Annotated in this window: 13 protein-coding genes; 9 read left to right on the top strand and 4 right to left on the bottom strand. The window is 52.5% G+C overall.

Going from position 1 to position 18,943, the window contains the following annotated elements:
* Window positions 1-92 precede the first annotated feature (92 nt).
* Together BTJ40_RS20015 and BTJ40_RS20020 are read left to right on the top strand one after the other, a co-directional pair.
* Complete coding sequence (locus BTJ40_RS20015; RefSeq protein WP_108734740.1) at window positions 93-1,376, top strand: O-antigen ligase; 1,284 nt, start codon at window positions 93-95, stop codon at window positions 1,374-1,376.
* A gap of 17 nt (window positions 1,377-1,393) precedes the next feature.
* Window positions 1,394-2,737 (top strand): UDP-glucose/GDP-mannose dehydrogenase family protein, encoded by a 1,344-nt coding sequence (locus tag BTJ40_RS20020; RefSeq protein WP_108734741.1) that lies wholly within the window; start codon window positions 1,394-1,396, stop codon window positions 2,735-2,737.
* Window positions 2,738-2,790: 53 nt separating this feature from the next.
* On the opposite strand, the gene BTJ40_RS20025 is transcribed toward BTJ40_RS20020, so the two are convergent.
* The 3 genes from BTJ40_RS20025 to BTJ40_RS20035 form a co-directional block, all read right to left on the bottom strand.
* The gene (locus BTJ40_RS20025) at window positions 2,791-3,744 is read right to left on the bottom strand and encodes a branched-chain amino acid transaminase (RefSeq protein WP_108734742.1); all 954 of its coding nucleotides are present in this window, start codon (window positions 3,742-3,744) and stop codon (window positions 2,791-2,793) included.
* 59 nt (window positions 3,745-3,803) lie between these two features.
* Window positions 3,804-6,647: a bifunctional [glutamate--ammonia ligase]-adenylyl-L-tyrosine phosphorylase/[glutamate--ammonia-ligase] adenylyltransferase gene (glnE, locus tag BTJ40_RS20030; RefSeq protein WP_108734743.1), complete on the bottom strand. Its 2,844-nt coding sequence runs from the start codon at window positions 6,645-6,647 to the stop codon at window positions 3,804-3,806.
* A gap of 169 nt (window positions 6,648-6,816) precedes the next feature.
* Window positions 6,817-8,592: a GspE/PulE family protein gene (locus tag BTJ40_RS20035; RefSeq protein ID WP_108734744.1), complete on the bottom strand. Its 1,776-nt coding sequence runs from the start codon at window positions 8,590-8,592 to the stop codon at window positions 6,817-6,819.
* Between the two features lie 146 nt (window positions 8,593-8,738).
* Between BTJ40_RS20035 and BTJ40_RS20040 the strand changes: the two genes are divergently transcribed.
* The 7 genes from BTJ40_RS20040 (at window position 8,739) to ilvD (ending at window position 18,062) form a co-directional block, all read left to right on the top strand.
* Window positions 8,739-9,416, top strand: a complete 678-nt coding sequence (locus BTJ40_RS20040) for a TIGR00153 family protein (RefSeq protein ID WP_108734745.1) — start codon at window positions 8,739-8,741, stop codon at window positions 9,414-9,416.
* Window positions 9,417-9,426: 10 nt separating this feature from the next.
* On the top strand, window positions 9,427-10,701 hold the full coding sequence (locus BTJ40_RS20045; protein ID WP_108734746.1) for an inorganic phosphate transporter: 1,275 nt from the start codon (window positions 9,427-9,429) through the stop codon (window positions 10,699-10,701).
* A gap of 154 nt (window positions 10,702-10,855) precedes the next feature.
* Entirely contained in the window at window positions 10,856-12,547 is a 1,692-nt protein-coding gene (locus BTJ40_RS20050) for a thiamine pyrophosphate-binding protein (protein WP_108734747.1), read from the top strand.
* 152 nt (window positions 12,548-12,699) lie between these two features.
* Entirely contained in the window at window positions 12,700-13,578 is an 879-nt protein-coding gene (locus BTJ40_RS20055; RefSeq protein ID WP_108735365.1) for a DMT family transporter, read from the top strand.
* Window positions 13,556-14,719 carry an acetylornithine deacetylase gene (gene argE / locus BTJ40_RS20060; protein ID WP_108734748.1) on the top strand — a complete coding sequence of 388 codons (1,164 nt, stop codon included), beginning with the start codon at window positions 13,556-13,558 and terminating at the stop codon, window positions 14,717-14,719. The genes BTJ40_RS20055 and argE overlap by 23 nt, the downstream gene beginning before the upstream one ends.
* A 60-nt stretch (window positions 14,720-14,779) precedes the next feature.
* Window positions 14,780-16,093 (top strand): amino-acid N-acetyltransferase, encoded by a 1,314-nt coding sequence (gene argA, locus BTJ40_RS20065; protein ID WP_108734749.1) that lies wholly within the window; start codon window positions 14,780-14,782, stop codon window positions 16,091-16,093.
* Window positions 16,094-16,229: 136 nt separating this feature from the next.
* The gene (gene ilvD, locus BTJ40_RS20070) at window positions 16,230-18,062 is read left to right on the top strand and encodes a dihydroxy-acid dehydratase (RefSeq protein ID WP_108734750.1); all 1,833 of its coding nucleotides are present in this window, start codon (window positions 16,230-16,232) and stop codon (window positions 18,060-18,062) included.
* A gap of 40 nt (window positions 18,063-18,102) precedes the next feature.
* On the opposite strand, the gene BTJ40_RS20075 is transcribed toward ilvD, so the two are convergent.
* Window positions 18,103-18,747, bottom strand: coding sequence for an energy transducer TonB (locus BTJ40_RS20075; RefSeq protein WP_108734751.1), 645 nt, complete (start codon window positions 18,745-18,747; stop codon window positions 18,103-18,105).
* Window positions 18,748-18,943 lie beyond the last annotated feature (196 nt).

The following is an 18,943-nucleotide window of genomic DNA, read 5'->3' on the forward strand; positions in this document are numbered from 1 at the left end:
CATGGACAACAGACTTTTATATAGTACCCACCCATACAGCCTATTTCTGCGCTCCTAATACAACCTTTTCTACATGGCCGATAGTTGCACCTATGTCTGAACTTGGAAGTACTCTGAACAAACTCTCCCAGCCCGTTTACCGCCAGCAAAGTTCATTATGGATTTCAGGCCTGCTCAAATGGGCCTTTTTGGGATTATTTCTACTGGTGTGTGGCTTCTACGTTTTCCCCAAAGTTTCAGGGGTACAAACCAGCTTCTACCTGAGTTTATTGCCCGCAGCCCTTCTGCTATTGGCATGGCGAAGAAATTATAATTTTCTGATTTCCTGGCAATTCATAGCCTTTTGCAGCCTCCCTATCGTTCTGGCGCTATCAACACTGTGGGCCTCACCGGAGACCGCGGACGTTTATAGGCAGCCTGATTACTACTGGAAACTGGTGTTCTACCTAGCCCTATTTTACTGCGCTACTTTCTTCCTGCTGGAGCATTACGGTGACACCATCCTTCACCAGCTTTTACTCACACTTATTGTGATTGGACTGCTTTCCGGTATCGCCTCGCTAACTACCTATTTTTTCCATGGTGGCCTACAGAGCCTGCACCGTATCGGGGGTATCTCCTTAGAGGGCAATATAGATAAAACAGGAATGCTGTTCGGCTTCCACGCCCTATTCTGTTGCTATGGCCTCTACCAGAAGCCTCGCCTTTGGCGCTGGCTATCAGGAATTGGGTTACTCACTTCCTGTATTTATATTGTGCTTTCACAAACCAAAGTCCCGATTGTTATGGCAGGCTTTTCAATCTTCCTGATTGTATTCGGCAACCTTTCGCGACTGCTGAAAATATTAGTCGTTGTCGCCATAGTCTGTGTACTGCCACTAGCTTACTTTACCTTGTATGGTGACTTGCCCCTCCTGCATCGGGGTAGCGCCTATTCTGTTCGCCTGACACTCTGGCAGAAGACTTTTGAAGAGTTCCTGCAATCCCCGCTGATTGGCCAGGGGTTGGTTCACAAAAAATTTATTGAGTTAAACAGGATGGTTCCCCATCCTCATAACTTCTTACTGGATATCGCGCGTTTTAGTGGGCTACTGGGACTGGCGGCTTGTGCCTGGCAGGGGCTTGCAGCCCTGTGGACAGTGAGATCCAAGGAGAGACTTCTCAGTTGGATTCCCGGTTTGTATTTCACCTGGTTCCTGTTCGGCGTATTGGCAATGTTGACCTACGCCCAACAACCTTTGGCAAAGCCCAATTATATTTGGTTCTTTTACTGGATTCCGCTGGCTATCCTGTTAGCAAGAAGTAGTCTAGAAAACCAGAGTTCGACCCAACGTAAAACTTTCTTGGAAACTAATCCTGAAAACAGTAACCGCTGAGAGATAGAGTCACACTGATGAATGTAACCGTATTTGGCACCGGCTATGTGGGCCTGGTGCAAGCAGCAGTCTTGGCTGAAGCTGGTAATAAAGTAGTTTGTATCGATATAGACTCGGACAAGATCGATCGGCTCAAACAGGGCATTATCCCTATTTATGAGCCCGGTCTGGAACCTATGGTGAAAAATAGTATCACCAGAGGCAATTTATCCTTTTCAACCGATGCCGCTTTCGGCGTAGAGCACGGTGAACTGATTTTTATCGCCGTGGGCACTCCCCCGGATGAAGATGGCTCAGCGGATCTTCGCCATGTGTTGACTGTTGCAAGAACCATTGCCAAACACATGGAGTGCAAGAAATACATTATCAACAAGTCCACAGTACCCGTGGGTACTGCCGACAAAGTGCGGGCCGCTGTTGAGGAAGAGCTTGCCAAACGGAACAAATCCGCCCTGCCGTTCGATATTATTTCCAATCCTGAATTTCTCAAGGAAGGTTCGGCACTCAATGATTGTATGCGCCCGGATCGAATTATTATCGGCACCTCCGAAGCAGAATCAGAACAGAAACTTCGCCACCTCTACGCTCCATTCAACCGCAATCATGAAAAGATCCTGGTGATGGACGTTAAAAGTGCGGAGCTGACCAAGTATGCCGCCAACTGTATGTTGGCGACCAAAATCAGCTTTATGAACGAAATGGCAAACATTGCCGATAAAGTCGGCGCTGATATTGAAGCAGTTCGGGCTGGTATCGGCTCAGATCCGCGAGTTGGCTACCAGTTTATTTACGCCGGTATCGGTTATGGTGGTTCCTGCTTCCCCAAAGATGTAAAAGCCCTGATCTCCTCAGCCCAACAGCTGGGTATTGCGGCAGATATTCTTGCCGCCGTAGAATCTCGCAACGAGCGCCAAAAACACTATCTCGCCGAAAAAATCCTGCGGCATTTTAAAGGTGATATTCAGGGCAAAACTTTTGCGCTCTGGGGACTCTCTTTCAAACCCAATACAGATGATATGCGCGAAGCCCCCAGCCGAGTGCTGTTAGCTCGTCTGTGGGAGCAAGGTGCGAAAGTGCGGGCATTTGACCCAGAGGCTATGGAGGAGTGCCAGCGAATTTTTGGTGACCGCGAGGAGCTGATCCTGTGCGACTCCAAAACAGAAGCCTTACAGGGCGCCGATGCCTTGATTGTCGCCACCGAATGGCAACAATTTAAATCTCTCGATGTAGATGAAGTTAGCGCTTGTCTCAGTGCGCCGGTAGTCTTTGACGGACGCAACCAGTACGAACCTGAGGAAATGCGTGAGGCAGGCTTTGACTATTACTGCGTAGGACGCCCGGACACCACCAGCTCTTACTAAGCTAGCCAGTCATAAAATAAAAACCCGGCAGATGCCGGGTTTTTATTTCTTGGTCATGCTATTCGCATTTTCACTTCCGCCTGGCCCGCCACATCACTGAGCCAACCCCGATGCGCGGCACTGCGCCCCTGTACCACATCAAAATAAAGGTTCTGCAAACGCCGGGTGATAGGGCCGCGACGACCGCTGCCGATTGAGCGCCCGTCCAATTCGCTGATCGGCAATACTTCCGCTGCTGTGCCTGTAAAAAACGCTTCGTCAGCGATATAGACCTCATCTCGGGTTATACGCTTCTCTACAACCCTATAGCCGCACTCCCGTGCCAGCTCAATAACCGTATCGCGGGTAATACCATCCAGACACGAGGTAAGCTCAGGGGTATATATAATCCCGTCGCTGACGATAAAGACATTTTCCCCGCTACCCTCAGCAACATATCCCTCCGGGTCCAGCAGCAGCGCTTCTTCGCAACCATTGCGCACCGCCTCCTGTAACGCCAACATCGAGTTTATATAGTTACCGTTGGCTTTAGCCTTACACATGCTGATATTCACATGGTGCCGGGTATAAGAGGAGGTATTTACCTTAATTCCCTTTTCCAGAGCCTCGGGGCTCATATAGCTGGGCCATTCCCAGGAAGCGACAATCACATGAGTTGACAGGTTTTCTGCACGCAATCCCATCCCCTCTGACCCGTAGAATACCATGGGACGCAGATAGGCTTGCTGCAAGTTATTCTCCCGCACCACCAAACGCTGAGCCTCATTCAGTTCGTCAGCGGTATACGGCATGGGAATATTCATTATTTTCGCGGAGCGAAACAGCCGGCGGGTGTGTTCCTGTAAACGAAAGATACTGGTACTGCCGTCAGTTTCATAAGCGCGCACACCTTCAAACACCCCCATTCCATAGTGGAGGGTATGAGTGAGTACATGCACTCTGGCGTCGCGCCAGGGAACTAATTCACCATCAAACCAGATAACGCCGTCGCGGTCGGCAAAAGACATGGGTAACTCCTACAAATCCTGAAAAACAGTTTAATCGGGCAACAGGTAGAAAACCGGTTTTAACCGAGTAATTGCTGCCAGTTTGTTTGAACGGTCTTTCTTTCCGCTGTGAAGTGGTCATCGCTCACAATCCCTGGCAGTTGTTGTAGTGCCAGGCGATGACCTTCAGATCGGTAGGCTTTGTAGGCGTCGATCAGATGTCCGGCTTGTTGGGCCGGCATCAGGCCCGCGTCAATTAGACTTTCGAGCATGCGGATATTATCGGTATACCACACGATCGAGGGCGAAGTTTTTGCCCAGGCCAGAGCAGCATATTGAACCATAAATTCAATATCGACAATACCGCCCTCGCCATGCTTAAGATCAAACTTTTTATCGTTGCTCTTATCGAGGTGCGCACGCATTTTATTGCGCATTTCCACCACCTCATCACGCAATTTATCGCTCTTTCGCGACTGGCAAAGCAATTTCGTGCGCAACTGCTGAAACGAATCGCAGAGGCGGGGACTGCCGGCGACAGGGCGAGCTCGCACCAGCGCCTGATGCTCCCAGGTCCAAGCACTTTCCCGCTGGTACTTTTCGAAGGCAGCGAGTGAAGTCACCAAGAGTCCAGAGTTACCAGAGGGGCGCAATCTTGTATCCACCTCATATAGAGGTCCGCTCAGTGTACGGGTTTGCAATATGTGGATAAGTCTCTGAGCCAATCGGGTAAAAAAGCTCAGGTTATCAATACTGGTCTTGCCGTCGGTAACCTGCATCCCATCCGCATCGTGGACAAAAACAATATCCAAATCAGAACCGTGGGCCAACTCCAATCCCCCCAGCTTTCCATAGGCGATAATGGCAAAGCGCATATCCTCCATTGAGGCTCCCGCCGGCATACCGTATTTATCCACCATTTGCGCCCAGGCAAGTTGCAGCGACTGCTGTAATATCACCTCTGCCAGCCAAGTGAGGGAATCACTGACCTTCATCAGTGGCAAAGCACCGCTGACCTCTTGTGCTGCAATACGCAGACTTTGACTCTGCTTGAAATATCGCAGCGCCTCCATTTGTAATTCCAGGTCCTCTGGGTCAATCCGCAACAACTCGAGACGCAATTCATTAGCAATATCTGCAGCATTAGAAGGAGCCAGTAACCTGCGGGAATCCAGTAATTCATCCAGTAAAATAGGATGGCGGGCCAGTTGCTCAGCAATCCAGGGACTGGCACTACACAGGCGTACCAGCTGGTTGAGCACTGGGGGATTTTCGTTAATCAGAACGAGATAGGCACTGCGACGGAGTATTGAGCGCACTAGAGGTAAAACTCGGGTGAGAACTAAAAGGGGATCTTCCTGAAGCCCCGCTGCAGCCAGTAACGTGGGCATAAACTGATCGAGGCGCGCGCGCGAAGAGGCGGGCAGTGCAGCAACCATAGCCGACTGGCCCAGCTCTTTTAAGTGCTCAAGCGACTGTTGGGGCGGGAGAAATCCGGCACTTTCCAAAGTCTGCAAGTTTTCTTCATCCGCTGTTTTATCACCGCAGCTAGCCCACAGCCCCTGCCACTCCTCAGCCACACTGGGGGCAGCCATCTCCTCTGGCGGTGCGATCACCGTATCGAACTCCCGTTCCACAAGTGAGCGCACGGCTGTTAGTTCACCCTCCAGCTGCATCCAATTGCTGCGACCCAAGGCAAATGCCAACTTCTCTCTTTCCCCCTCCTCGGCTGGGAGTGCCTGGGTCTGTTGATCTCGATAGGCCTGGAGAGCGTGCTCAACCCTCCGCAATAACAGATAACTATTTGTCAGTTCGGTGGCTACACCCGGCTCAACATGACCATCACTTTCCAAAAGGGGCAACAGCTTGAGTAGACTGCGCTCGCGCAATGCGGGCTCCCTTCCACCACGAATTAACTGGAAAGCCTGAGCGATAAATTCCAGCTCGCGAATGCCACCCCGTCCCAGTTTGATATTGTCCGTCAAGCCACGCGCACGCACCTGACGCTGTATCAGTACTTTCATTTCACGCAAAGCATCGATAGCACTGAAGTCGATATAGCGACGATAGGTAAATGGACGCAACAGCTCCATCAACTCCTCAGCAAACACCTTACTCCCGGCAACAGGGCGGGCTTTCACCATGGCGTAGCGCTCCCATTCACGCCCTTGGGTCTGGTAATAATCTTCCAGTGCGGCGAAATGGCTCACCAGGGGCCCACTGTCACCATAAGGGCGCAGTCGCATATCCACGCGGAAAACAAAGCCGTCAGAATTAATAGTGTCCAGGGATTTAATCAAGCGCTGCCCTAGCTTCTGGAAAAACTGCTGATTCTCTACACACTTTTCACCGTCGGTATAGCCGGGCTCCGGGTAGGCAAAAATCAGGTCAATATCCGATGACAGATTGAGTTCACGGGCACCCAATTTACCCATCCCCAGAACCACCATCGACTGAATAACTCCCTCCCTGCTGCGGGGTTCGCCATAGCGTTCAACCAGCTTGGTATGGTGCCACTGCATCGCGGTGCGAATAGATAACTCAGCCAATTCGCTCAGCCGCAGGCATACCTGGGGAATATCCCACTGCTCTGCAAAGTCGCGAAATATGACCTCAGCCGTTACCCGATTGCGCAGTAAGCGCAATTGAAGATCTAAATCCTCATTACTTTTGATATCGGGCAAAGAGAGCCCGAGGTCTTGATTGTGCAACAGGTCACGCAAAAGCTCAGGGCGACGGCAGCACTGCTGATAAAAGAACTCTGAACCAATCAGGCTTCGAGCCACTCCGTGAGCGAGCAGTGAGTCTGCCAGTAAACTCTCCACCTCAACAACAAGAGCGACCTCCGCCTGTTCACACCAATCATTCCACAGTGACTGGAGCTGGGTGCGAATGGGTGCTGGGCACTGGACACTGTCGAACATGAAGGTCAATCCTTGGAGCTGATATCAGTGGGCAATTCTGTTTAGCTGCCGGTATTCCGGCAGCTAGCGATGAAAGCGAATGATTATATGTGGGAGAGCAAACCAATTTCTTGAGCTGTTACATCAGCTCCACCACTTTCAGGCAGTCGAATCAGAGAAACCATTAAAACTAGAAGGCGATATCTGGCGGCGGAGCCACCCGTAGCACCTCGGCCACGGTTGTCAGGCCTGCCGCCACTTTTTTCGCACCGGAGAGCCTCAAGCTATTCATGCCCTCGCGCATCGCCTGGCGCCGCAGCTGCTGTAAATCACAGTCGGGAGTGATAATAGCCTGCACCGACTCGCTAAACTGCAGGATTTCATATATCCCCTGACGGCCGCGATAACCCGTATTGCGGCATTCCAGGCAACCTTCCGGCCGGTAAATTTTCTCCGGCAGCGGCGCTCTCCAGGGCCGCACTAAGGATTGCCAGTCCGCCTCTTCAATTTTGTCCTCCTGCTTGCAGCTGGGACAAAGGGTGCGCACCAGTCGCTGGGCCATCACCCCAAGAATGGTGGATTTCAACAAATAGTGGGGCAAGCCCAGATCCAACAGGCGGGTAACCGCTGTAGGGGCGTCATTCGTATGCAGGGTAGAGATAACCAGATGGCCTGTCAGTGCCGCTTGAACGGCCATCTGCGCAGTCTCCAGGTCGCGAATCTCACCAACCATAATGATGTCAGGATCCTGGCGCATCAGTGTCCTGATTCCCGCAGCAAAATCAAAGCCGATTGCATGGTGGACCTGGGTTTGGTTAAAGCTCTCCTCCACCATTTCGATGGGGTCTTCAACCGTGGATACATTCACCGCGCTCGTAGCCAGCTGCTTGAGGCCTGTGTACAGAGTCGTAGTCTTGCCTGAGCCGGTAGGACCGGTGACCAAAACAATACCATTGGGGCGTGACATCATCGCTCGCCAGCGCGCCAGGTCGTCACCGCCAAGCCCTAAATCTGAATAAGAGCGCGCCAGTACCTCTGGATCAAAAATCCGCATCACCAGCTTCTCGCCAAAAGCGGTGGGCAGAGTGGAAAGACGCAACTCTACCTCGCTGCCATCGGGCCTTTTAGTCTTTATCCGGCCATCCTGGGGTTTACGCTTCTCTGCCACATTCATGCGGCCGAGAATTTTCAGGCGGCTGGTAACCGCAGCATTCACCTGGTCTGGCAGCTCGTGAATCGGGTGTAATACGCCATCGATACGAAAGCGAATACGCCCCACTTCCCGGCGCGGCTCGATATGGATATCACTGGCGCGCTGATCAAAGGCGTGCTGCAACAGCCAATCGACAATATTGACGATGTGCTGATCATTGGCTTCCGGGTCCTTTAAAGCGCCCAGTTCCAGTAACTGTTCAAAGTTATTTGCCGCTGAAGTCCCCTGGAGACCACTGGCACCGGAAATTGAGTTGGAGAGCGCGTAAAATTCGACGCAGTGGCGCTTGATATCGGCCGGATCGGCCACCACACGGCGTACTCTACGTCCACTGGTATGCTCCAGCTGCTCCTCCCAGCCATGGGTATACGGCTGGGCGGTTGCCACCAACAGCTCTTCGGGACCCGCCTCGACACAAAGGATCTGGTGGCGCTTGGCAAACTGGAAGCTCATTACTTCGGTGACTGCGCTCACATTCACCTTCAGCGGATCGATATGGTACAAGGGATGGGAGGAGCTCTCCGCCAGCCAGGCATTGAGGGTTTCACTACTCAACAGGCTACCTGGTTGCCTGCGGTTAGCCAGGTCACAACTGGCGATATAGCTGAGCGGGTGCATCTGGGCCTGTTCTGCGGTGCGCGGTGTACCGACGATCCGGTTGGCATCCTCCCGACTGACAAAGCCTTGCCCCACCAGATCTTCCAGTAAACCGCGCAGTTCCAGCAAGCGGTCTGCAACTCTGCTTTCTGCCATTGGCAACCCCTTTATTCTCATATGGCGACGTTGCATTGTAGCCCTATCATCAAGCTGTGAAAGTGCGCTGTTAACGCACTGTTACGAAGTTGCCCCGATTGGGGTACCATGCCGCCGTTTTCGCATTCTGAGCAATGGAGCTAACCATGGCCCTGTCGAATATTGCCAACTTATTTGGCCGCTCTCCGATTAAGCCAATCGAGAAGCATATGGCTACGGCCCACGAGGCATCGGCTGATCTGATCCCCTTCTTTGAAGCACTGATTCAAGGTGATCTCAAGGAAGCAGAGCAGATCCAATTGCGTATCTCTGCATCGGAGAACCGCGCTGACGATATCAAGAGAGACCTGCGCCTGCATATGCCGGACAGCCTGTTCATGCCCGTTTCCAGGACCGACTTGCTGGAATTGCTGCACGCACAGGATGAAGTAGCCAACACCGCCCAGGATATCGCAGGCCTGGCTGTGGGCAGAAAGATGCAGATTCCAGCACCTCTTCAGTCATTGATGACGACCTTTGTGGAGAGCGCTGTCGCCACCTCTGCACAGGCACTGCGCGCTATCAACGAGCTCGACGAGTTGCTGGAAAGCGGCTTTGCGGGACGTGAGGTAGACATCGCCAAGCGCATGACCGAGGAGCTGGATGAACTGGAGCGCAAGTCAGACAAGCTTGAAGTTGAAATCCGTGCGGCGCTGTTTGCTATTGAGAAAAACTTACCTCCGGTGGACGTTATGTTTCTCTACCGGGTTATTGAATGGATCGGTGAACTCGCCGATCGCGCCCACAGCGTGGGTAACCGATTGCAGTTGTTGTTAGCACGTTAGGGGGTTTGGCGTGGAAATTATTAGTCAATATGGCCATATTTTATTGATTTTGGCCTGTGTGGCAGGCTTCTTTATGGCCTGGGGCGTCGGTGCCAACGACGTAGCCAACGCCATGGGTACCTCCGTAGGTTCCCGTGCACTGACTATCAAACAGGCGATTATTATCGCCATGATTTTTGAATTTGCCGGTGCCTACCTGGCTGGTGGGGAAGTTACCGCAACCATCCGCAAAGGCATTATCGATTCTGAAGTCTTCGCCGCCCAACCACAGTTGCTGGTATACGGTATGCTTTCGGCACTGCTGGCAGCGGGCACATGGCTGCTGGTGGCCAGTATCCTCGGCTGGCCGGTATCCACCACTCACTCTATCGTCGGCGCAATTGTCGGTTTCTCTGCGGTGGGTATCTCTGCAGATGCAGTGGCCTGGGGCAAAGTAGGCAGTATCGTCGCAAGCTGGGTGGTCTCCCCGGTGCTCGCGGGCACCATTTCCTTCCTGTTATTCCGCAGTGTTCAGCGCCTGATCCTGGACACGGAAGACCCCTTCAACAACGCCAAGCGCTACATCCCCTTCTACATGTTTGCAGTGGGCTGGATGATTGCCATGGTAACCCTCACCAAGGGCCTCAAGCACGTTCTTAAAGACGCCAACATTCAGCTCAGCTTTATCCAGGATGCCGGTATCGCCGCTCTGGTAGGCCTTGCTGTCGCCGGTATCGGTGTCGCCATGCTCAAACGTGTTCAGCGCGACCCGGAAGCTGAGGCAGAAAACCGTTTCGCTAATGTCGAGCGCGTATTTGCCATCCTGATGATCTTTACCGCCTGTGCTATGGCCTTTGCCCACGGCTCCAACGATGTCGCCAATGCCGTTGGCCCTCTGGCGGCCGTCGTCAATACCATCCAGAGCGGTGCCATCACGGTCAAGTCCACTATGCCCTCCTGGATATTGCTGCTCGGTGGTATCGGTATCGTGGTAGGCCTGGCGACTTACGGCTTTAAGGTAATGGCCACAATCGGTAAGAAAATCACCGAGCTGACGCCAAGCCGCGGCTTCGCTGCCGAGCTGGGTGCCGCATCCACCGTGGTATTAGCCTCAGGTACCGGCCTGCCGATCTCCACCACCCACACCCTGGTGGGTGCGGTATTGGGAGTTGGCCTGGCGCGAGGTATTGGCGCCTTGAACCTGCGTATGATCACCACTATCGCCGCCTCCTGGGTAGTCACCCTGCCAGCGGGTGCAGGTATTGCGATCCTGTTCTTCTACTTCTTCAAAGGCCTGTTCGGCTAAAGCTGTAGAGTCATCGAGCAATCAAAAAGGGGCCCCAGGCCCCTTTTTTTATGTCTCTCACTCACCCCATTCTCAACTAAGCTGTGCCAGTAGCAAAACAGATATCTGGCACTTAAGGATTGCGCCTCAACTTCAATTCACTCGTGTAAATTACATGACTGTTAGCAACTGGACAGTGGGAACCTACCTGGCACAAAGATTAAAAGACGCAGGCATAGAGCACTACTTCGCCTTGCCTGGCGATTACAATCTGGTGTTACTGGATCAATTACTACTCCACCCAGATCTTAAAATGATCAGCTGCTGTAACGAGCTAAATGCAGGCTATGCCGCCGACGGCTATGCCCGCGCAACCGGTGGACCCTCAGCGGCAGTAGTCACCTTCTCCGTCGGCGGCCTCAGCATGATTAATGCAGTAGCCGGTGCTTTTGCCGAAGACCTCCCTTTAATTGCAATCTCTGGCGGACCAAATACGAACTCTGAGGCTGAGTGGGAGTATTTGCATCACACTTTAGGTAAGGTCGATTACAGCTACCAGAGCGAAATCTATTCGCGGGTAACAGCCGAAACCGTGGTTATCCACCATCCATCCCTCGCTCCTGCAGCGATAGACAGGGCAATTGATACCGCCATGCTGCGGCGTAAACCGGTCTACATTGAAATTGCAGCCAATATTGCTAACGCACCTACATCGGCCCCTATCCCCCGTGGATTTGCACGAAGCGCCACTAGCGACCCGGATTCCCTCTCTGCTGCGGTAGAGCATATTGCCGCATTCCTCAATGCTGCCGAACGGCCGGTTCTGATTGCGGGAGGAAGGGTACGCGCTGCCTGTGCGGAAGAATCCCTGCGCGAACTCGCCGCCAGCAGCCGTTACGGTGTGGCCTGTATGGCGGATGCCAAAGGGCTGCTGTCAGAGACCCACGATAACTTTATGGGTATGTACTGGGGACCGGTCAGTACACCGGGCTGCAGCGAGATAGTTGATACCGCCGACGCTTTGCTCTTCGCCGGCCCACTCTTTACTGACTACACCACAACCGGGCACCAGCTTTGCTTCGATCAAAGCAGGACCGTTATCGCACTGCCAACTTCTGTACAGCTGGGTGAGACCTGTTATAGCAATGTCCACATGAATGATTTGTTGGAAGCGCTGGTAGATAAACTCACTCCCAACACCGGTGCAGTACAAGCCTATCGCAGGGTCAGCAGTCCAAAACATATCCCCCAACCGGGCAAGCGAAGCGACAATTTGACAGTCCGTCAGCTGTTTGCGCGAATTCAAAAAATGCTTAAAAGCGATACCGCTCTGCTGGTGGAAACCGGGGACTCCTGGTTTAACGGTATGGAGCTGTCGCTACCAGATGGAGCCCGCTTTGAAATACAGATGCAATATGGAAGTATCGGCTGGTCTGTAGGGGCAACTCTAGGTTATGCCCTGGGTATGGGTGAGGGGCGGATGATTGCCTGTATCGGCGACGGCTCCTTCCAGCTGACCGCCCAGGAAATCTCCACCATGATCCGTTACAACGTTAATCCAATTATTTTTCTGGTGAATAACGGTGGCTACACCATTGAAGTGGAGATCCACGACGGCCCTTACAACAACATTAAAAACTGGGAATACGCGCAATTAATCGAAGTTTTCAGTGCAGGAGAAGGCAAAGCCTGGGGTTGTAAAGTCACCACTGAGGGAGAGCTGGACAAAGCAATCAAAGATGCCCTAAAACATGATGGGCTTTGTCTGATAGAGGCAATTATCGATCGCAATGATTGTAATGTGAATTTGCTCAGATGGGGAAACCAGGTAGCTCGGAACAATAGTCGCCCAAGCCGCAGTGTTTAATTATTCCCTCACCTTGCTTGGAGGGCCAGGCTAACCCACAAAAGAGATTTGGAATTCCAAATCCATATCTATTTATTACAAGCAACAGTAATATTCAGTGTCATTACTTGGGCCTGCCCCACCAATTTACTGTTGCCTGCGAATTTTTCCAGATGCCATTACTGTTGTTTGTCACACTGCTGTGGGCCTTTTCTTTCAGCCTGATAGGCGTTTACCTGGCCGGACAGGTGGATAGTTATTTTTCAGCAATGACACGGGTTCTCCTTGCCGCGGCGATATTCCTTCCCTTGCTGAAGTGGAAAGGCTGCGCTCCTCGCACTGCCATCTATTTAATTATGATTGGCGCTGTACAACTTGGGTTGATGTATCTATTTTACTACCAGTCTTTTTTACTCCTCAGTGTTCCCGAGGTGCTGTTATTTACCATTTTCACCCCCCTGTATATCACCGCCCTCGATGATCTCATAAGCAGGCGACTCTCCATTTGGAATCTAAGCATCGCCGCTATCGCAGTGCTGGGAGCAGCTACTATTCGTTGGGGCTCACCCAGTAGTGACTTCTGGCTTGGGTTTGCAGTCGTTCAGGGTGCCAATCTATGCTTTGCTGTGGGGCAAGTGGCTTATAAGCGCCTGATGTCCTCCCAACAGGCTCTTTATCCGAGACAAACCTTCGCCTGGTTTTTTATCGGTGCCAGCTTGGTCACTATTATTGCCTGGCTCCTGCTTGGGAAACCCCAGTACCCACAAACTATGCAACAGTGGGGTGTTTTACTCTGGTTGGGGCTGGCGGCATCGGGAATGGGTTATTTTTTATGGAATAAGGGCGCCACACAGGTTTCAACCGGCACCCTGGCCGCTATGAACAATGCACTGATTCCCGTTGGCCTGTTGGTAAATCTGTTAATCTGGAATCGGGATGCCGATCTATCCCGCATCGCTCTGGGGGGAGGTTTGATCGGGGCCGCTGTTATCCTGAATGAATGGCGCCACAAAAATAGGGAAAGTCACCATGGCGAATATCGTAGTACCTGACCTGAAGACCCAATTCCATCAATTGATTGCCTGTCCCAGTGTCAGTGCGACAGACCCCTCCCTGGACATGGGAAATCGACCGGTGGTTGAACTGCTGGGTGGTTGGTTGGAGAGCCTTGGCTTCAATGTTGAGGTAATGCCTTTAAAGGGCTCACCCAATAAAGCCAATATGATTGCTACCCTCGGTGGCAAGGGTGACGGCGATGGCGGACTCGTCCTATCGGGGCATACCGACACAGTGCCCTTTGACGCAGAACGGTGGCAATCAGATCCCTTTAAGGTTTTAGAGCGTGATAACCGCTTTTATGGCCTCGGCACTAGTGACATGAAAGGCTTTTTCCCTTTGGTCATAGAGGCTGCAAAATCTTTTCTCGATAAACCATTACAAAAACCACTCATCGTTCTGGCTACAGCCGATGAAGAAACAAGTATGAGCGGCGCCCGTGCCCTGGTTGAGGCCGGCAAGCCTCGGGCGCGTTACGCTGTAATTGGTGAACCTACCGGACTCCGCCCGATACGTATGCACAAAGGCGTTATGATGGAGGCGGTGCGTATTACCGGGCAATCCGGCCACTCATCAGATCCCAGCCTGGGAGCCAATGCTATCGAAGCCATGCACAAAGTCATCGGCGAATTATTAGTCTTGCGTAAAGAGTGGCAGCAAAAATACAACAATCCCGGATTTGCTGTTCCTGTGCCCACAATGAACTTAGGCTGTATCCATGGGGGTGACAATCCCAATCGAATTTGCGGTCACACTGAACTCCAGTTTGATATACGTCCGCTGCCTGGGATGCAGCTTACAGATCTACGGGAAGAGCTAAACAAACGTATCCTTACCATTCCGCAGGACAATAAAATACAAGTGGAAGTGACTTCTTTATTTCCCGGTACCGAACCCTTTGAACAAGACGCCCACTCAGAATTGGTAAAGGCCGCAGAAAAGCTCTGCGGCCACCAGGCTGAAAGTGTTGCCTTTGGCACCGAGGCGCCCTACTTGAAGAGTTTGAACATTGACACTATCGTGCTGGGCCCCGGCGATATTGATCAAGCCCATCAGCCGGATGAATTTCTTGCCCTGGACCGCATCAATCCTATGGTCAACATTCTGCGCGATTTGATTGGCCGCTTCTGCCTGTAAAAGGCGTGCACCTGCCTCCGGGGCTTTAACATCAAAAGACTTGCACACGGTAGATAATTAGTGAGCGACGATAACGCCTCCCTGAGCTGGTTCCGCCACGCGGCACCCTACATTAACGATCTGCGTGGTCGTACCCTGGTCGTTGGTATTCCCGGCGATGCTTTGGAACACCCTAACTTCCGCAACTTGGTCCACGATATGGCCCTGCTCGCCAGCCTTGGTGTTCGACTGGTTGTTGTGCACGGTGCGCGGGAGCAAATCAACCGGGCCCTAGATGAGCGCGGCATTGAAAATCGATTTCACGAAAGCCAGCGCATCACCAACCGGGAAACACTGGAAATTGTTAAATCCGTAGTTGGCAAATTGCGCTTCGATATTGAAGCCGCTTTTTCCCAAGGGCTACCAGACTCCCCCATGGCTCGATCTGCGCTCAAGGTTGTCTCAGGCAATTTTGTTACTGCACGCCCCAGTGGAGTGCTCGATGGAGTAGACCTGGGCTGGACCGGCACCGTAAGGCGCATGGACGTCAGTACTCTGGAACAAACCCTTGATCAGGGCTCCCTGGTACTCCTGTCCCCTCTTGGCACATCCCTGACCGGTGAGCTTTTCAATATCAATTACCTGGACCTTGCCGCCGAAGCTTCAAGGGTGTTGCGTGCCGAAAAGCTGGTGCTATTCCGCGAACCAGAGCAGCTCCAAGTGGACGGAAATACCGTGCATGAGCTGAGCATACTGCAAGCCGAGCAGGTTTCATCCAGAGTGCAGAGCGCGGCCTTGCGCTGTGCCATTCGAGCCTGTAACGCAGGGGTTGCCCGTACCCACCTGCTCAGCTTTCGCAAGAACGGTGCCTTAATTCAGGAGCTATTTCGCCGCGAAGGGGCCGGCACCATGATCTACCGGGACAGCTACGAAGTAGTACGCAGAGCGCGAATTACCGATGTGGGCGGTATTCTCGGCCTGATCCGCCCATTAGAAAAAGATGGCGTGCTAGTGCGTCGTTCCCGCGAAAAACTCGAAGCAGAGATAGAACATTTCACATTGGTAGAGGTGGACGGCACTCCAGTTGCCTGTGCGGCCCTCTACCCGATTAGGGATGATCAGGGCACAACCGCAGCAGCCGAAGTAGCATGCCTTGCCAGCCACCCGGAGTTTCGCGGCGGCGGGCGTGGTGCCAAGCTGATGCGTCACCTGGAGCGACAGGCCCAAGCGGTTAATGTCGACGAACTCTACGTTCTGACCACCCAGACAGAGCACTGGTTTATCGAGCAGGGCTTTGAGCAGGTAGGTATCAGTGAGCTGCCGGCTTCGCGAAAGTCCCTGTACAACATCCAGCGTAACTCGAGAATCCTGCGCAAGCATCTGGAGAAAAGCTAACCCACTTAGTCACATAAATTTGAGATATTTATCCTTAATAAGCCTTTGAGGGTTAGACTGGGCGCAAAAGCATCCCAGTAAAGTCCATTTTTTGCTAAGCTGGCGCATTCATTGTTGCCAGCTGGAACCCGTGACTATGCCTCGATATCGCTCCCGCACTTCTACCGCCGGTCGCAATATGGCCGGAGCCCGCGCCTTGTGGCGTGCTACCGGTATGACGGATGAGGACTTCCACAAGCCGATCATTGCCATTGCCAACTCTTTTACCCAGTTTGTTCCCGGCCATGTGCACCTGAAAGATATGGGGCAGCTTGTCGCAAGGGAGATTGAGCGCGCCGGCGGAGTGGCCAAAGAGTTCAATACAATTGCAGTGGACGACGGTATCGCGATGGGGCATGACGGCATGCTCTACAGCTTACCCAGCCGCGAAATCATTGCTGACTCAGTCGAATACATGGTCAATGCGCACTGCGCCGACGCCTTGGTATGCATATCCAACTGCGACAAGATCACTCCAGGGATGATGATGGCCGCCATGCGCCTGAATATCCCGGTGATATTCGTATCTGGCGGCCCCATGGAGGCTGGTAAAACCAAACTGGCAGACCACAAGCTCGACCTGGTGGACGCTATGGTGATCGCCGCTACAGATACAGCCTCTGACGAAGAGGTTGCAGAGTATGAGCGCTCTGCTTGCCCGACCTGTGGCTCCTGCTCAGGAATGTTCACAGCAAACTCCATGAACTGCCTCACAGAGGCCCTGGGGCTTTCACTGCCTGGCAATGGCACCATGCTCGCGACTCACGCCGATCGCAAAGAGTTATTCCTGCGCGCTGGCCGCGAGATCGTAACCCTGACCAAGCGCTATTACGAACAGGATGATGAGAGCGCCCTGCCGCGCAATATCGCCAATCGCACAGCCTTCCGAAATGCCATGGCACTCGATATCGCCATGGGAGGCTCCACCAATACTATCCTGCACCTGCTGGCAACCGCCCAGGAAGGTGAAATTGATTTCACCCTTGAAGATATCGATCGCCTCTCCCGTGAGGTTCCACAGTTGTGCAAAGTAGCCCCCAATACCGAGAAATACCATATTGAGGATGTGCACCGAGCCGGTGGTGTAATGGCTATCCTCGGGGAGCTGGAAGCAGCTGGGCTTATCGACTCCTCACTACCTACCGCTTACGGTGGCTCGCTGGCCGATGCCCTGACTCGCTGGGATATTTGCCGCACCAACGACAGATCTGTACTTGAATTCTACCGTGCAGGGCCCGCAGGTATCCCCACTCAAACGGCTTTCAGCCAGGACTGCCGCTGGTCCACTTTAGATGCAGATCGCCAGCACGGCTGCATTCGCTCTGCGGAGCACGCCTACTCCTCTGAGGGAGGGCTCGCTGTTCTGTTCGGCAATCTGGCTCCCAATGGCTGTGTGGTAAAAACTTCCGGCGTAGATGAGTCACTGTGGAAATTTGAAGGCCCGGCCCACGTAGTAGAGAGCCAGGAAGAGGCAGTTTCCAATATCCTCGAAGGTAAGGTCAGTAAAGGGGAGGCTGTTATCGTTCGTTATGAGGGCCCCAAAGGTGGGCCGGGAATGCAGGAAATGCTCTACCCCACTAGTTACCTAAAGTCTAAAGGGCTCGGTGAACACTGTGCATTGATTACCGATGGCCGTTTCTCAGGCGGTACCTCAGGCCTCTCTATCGGACATGTATCACCGGAAGCGGCATCTGGAGGTAATATCGCTCTGGTTCGCAATGGAGACCTTATACGCATTGATATTCCAGCAAGGAAAATTGAAATCGTTATTGAGGAAAGTGAGCTCGACAAGCGACGCCGGGAAATGGAAGCAAAACCCAATGGCTGGAAGCCTATTGAGAAGCGCCCCCGCAAGGTCAGCAGGGCACTAAAAGCCTATGCCATGCTCGCCACCAGCGCTGACCGGGGAGCAGTGAGAGAAATTGACTGATTAAAGCTGCTCTAAAAAACGGCCCTTAAGGGCCGTTTTTTTATTCTGCCATTTTGTAACTAATCCGATTTCGGACACCATAACGCTCAACGGGTTGACCATCTTCCATTTGAGGCCGGTATTTGAAACGCTCTGCCGCCGCTATAGCGGAGCTATTAAACACATTGGTCGGCCTACCTTCTGAATCAAAACCGCCAACCACTCGAGCATCACGCACCGCTCCGGTTTTTGTCACGGTAAATTCCACAATTACATACCCCTCAAGCCCCCTGCGCAACGCTGTATTAGGATATCGCGGCACAGGCTTGTACACAGGTAAAGGGTCTCTCGATACCTTCACTTCAGTCACAGTGGCAGGTGTGGGAGAGCCAATCTCAACATTCATAGTTATTGGTGAAACCTTAGTCTGCTCAACCTTCATTGGGGGCTGTTTAGGCACAGTTTGTGGCGGCGCAGGTGCGACAGGGGCTTGAGTAACAACCACCTTTTTTGGCATATGCACCGGTTTTATCGGCGGCAATAAGTCGACCGTAGGCTCCTCAATATCAGTTGCAACAAGCTGACTCATCAAAAATAGCAGCCCAACTGTTGTCACAGCTGCGTAACCCAGGCCTTTTGCATAACTCGCAAGTAATTGAGGGGGAAAAAATACGGGGTTGGAAATCGACTGACAAGCTCTATCCATAACACCTCTCCTATTATTGTTAGGGTGTAATAAGCGGCATCTTTGTGCCGTAAATGGAAAAGCTGATCAGCTGACTTTAATCATTAGCCAATTCACAGAAAAATGCAAATAGTCTGTTAATACAGGTTATCTCAAATTTTTGTAGCGCCACGAGAAGAGAAATAAGCATAAAAAAAGCCGCGCATTACTGCGCGGC

The sequence above is a fragment of the Microbulbifer sp. A4B17 genome (assembly GCF_003076275.1).
GTDB lineage: Bacteria > Pseudomonadota > Gammaproteobacteria > Pseudomonadales > Cellvibrionaceae > Microbulbifer.

Coding starts and splice junctions, on each gene's coding strand:
- BTJ40_RS20015 (WP_108734740.1), top strand. CDS start 93: ATGTCTGAACTTGGAAGTACTCTGAACAAACTCTCCCAGCCCGTTTAC.
- BTJ40_RS20020 (WP_108734741.1), top strand. CDS start 1,394: ATGAATGTAACCGTATTTGGCACCGGCTATGTGGGCCTGGTGCAAGCA.
- BTJ40_RS20025 (WP_108734742.1), bottom strand. CDS start 3,744: ATGTCTTTTGCCGACCGCGACGGCGTTATCTGGTTTGATGGTGAATTA.
- glnE (WP_108734743.1), bottom strand. CDS start 6,647: ATGTTCGACAGTGTCCAGTGCCCAGCACCCATTCGCACCCAGCTCCAG.
- BTJ40_RS20035 (WP_108734744.1), bottom strand. CDS start 8,592: ATGGCAGAAAGCAGAGTTGCAGACCGCTTGCTGGAACTGCGCGGTTTA.
- BTJ40_RS20040 (WP_108734745.1), top strand. CDS start 8,739: ATGGCCCTGTCGAATATTGCCAACTTATTTGGCCGCTCTCCGATTAAG.
- BTJ40_RS20050 (WP_108734747.1), top strand. CDS start 10,856: ATGACTGTTAGCAACTGGACAGTGGGAACCTACCTGGCACAAAGATTA.
- BTJ40_RS20055 (WP_108735365.1), top strand. CDS start 12,700: ATGCCATTACTGTTGTTTGTCACACTGCTGTGGGCCTTTTCTTTCAGC.
- argE (WP_108734748.1), top strand. CDS start 13,556: ATGGCGAATATCGTAGTACCTGACCTGAAGACCCAATTCCATCAATTG.
- ilvD (WP_108734750.1), top strand. CDS start 16,230: ATGCCTCGATATCGCTCCCGCACTTCTACCGCCGGTCGCAATATGGCC.
- BTJ40_RS20075 (WP_108734751.1), bottom strand. CDS start 18,747: ATGGATAGAGCTTGTCAGTCGATTTCCAACCCCGTATTTTTTCCCCCT.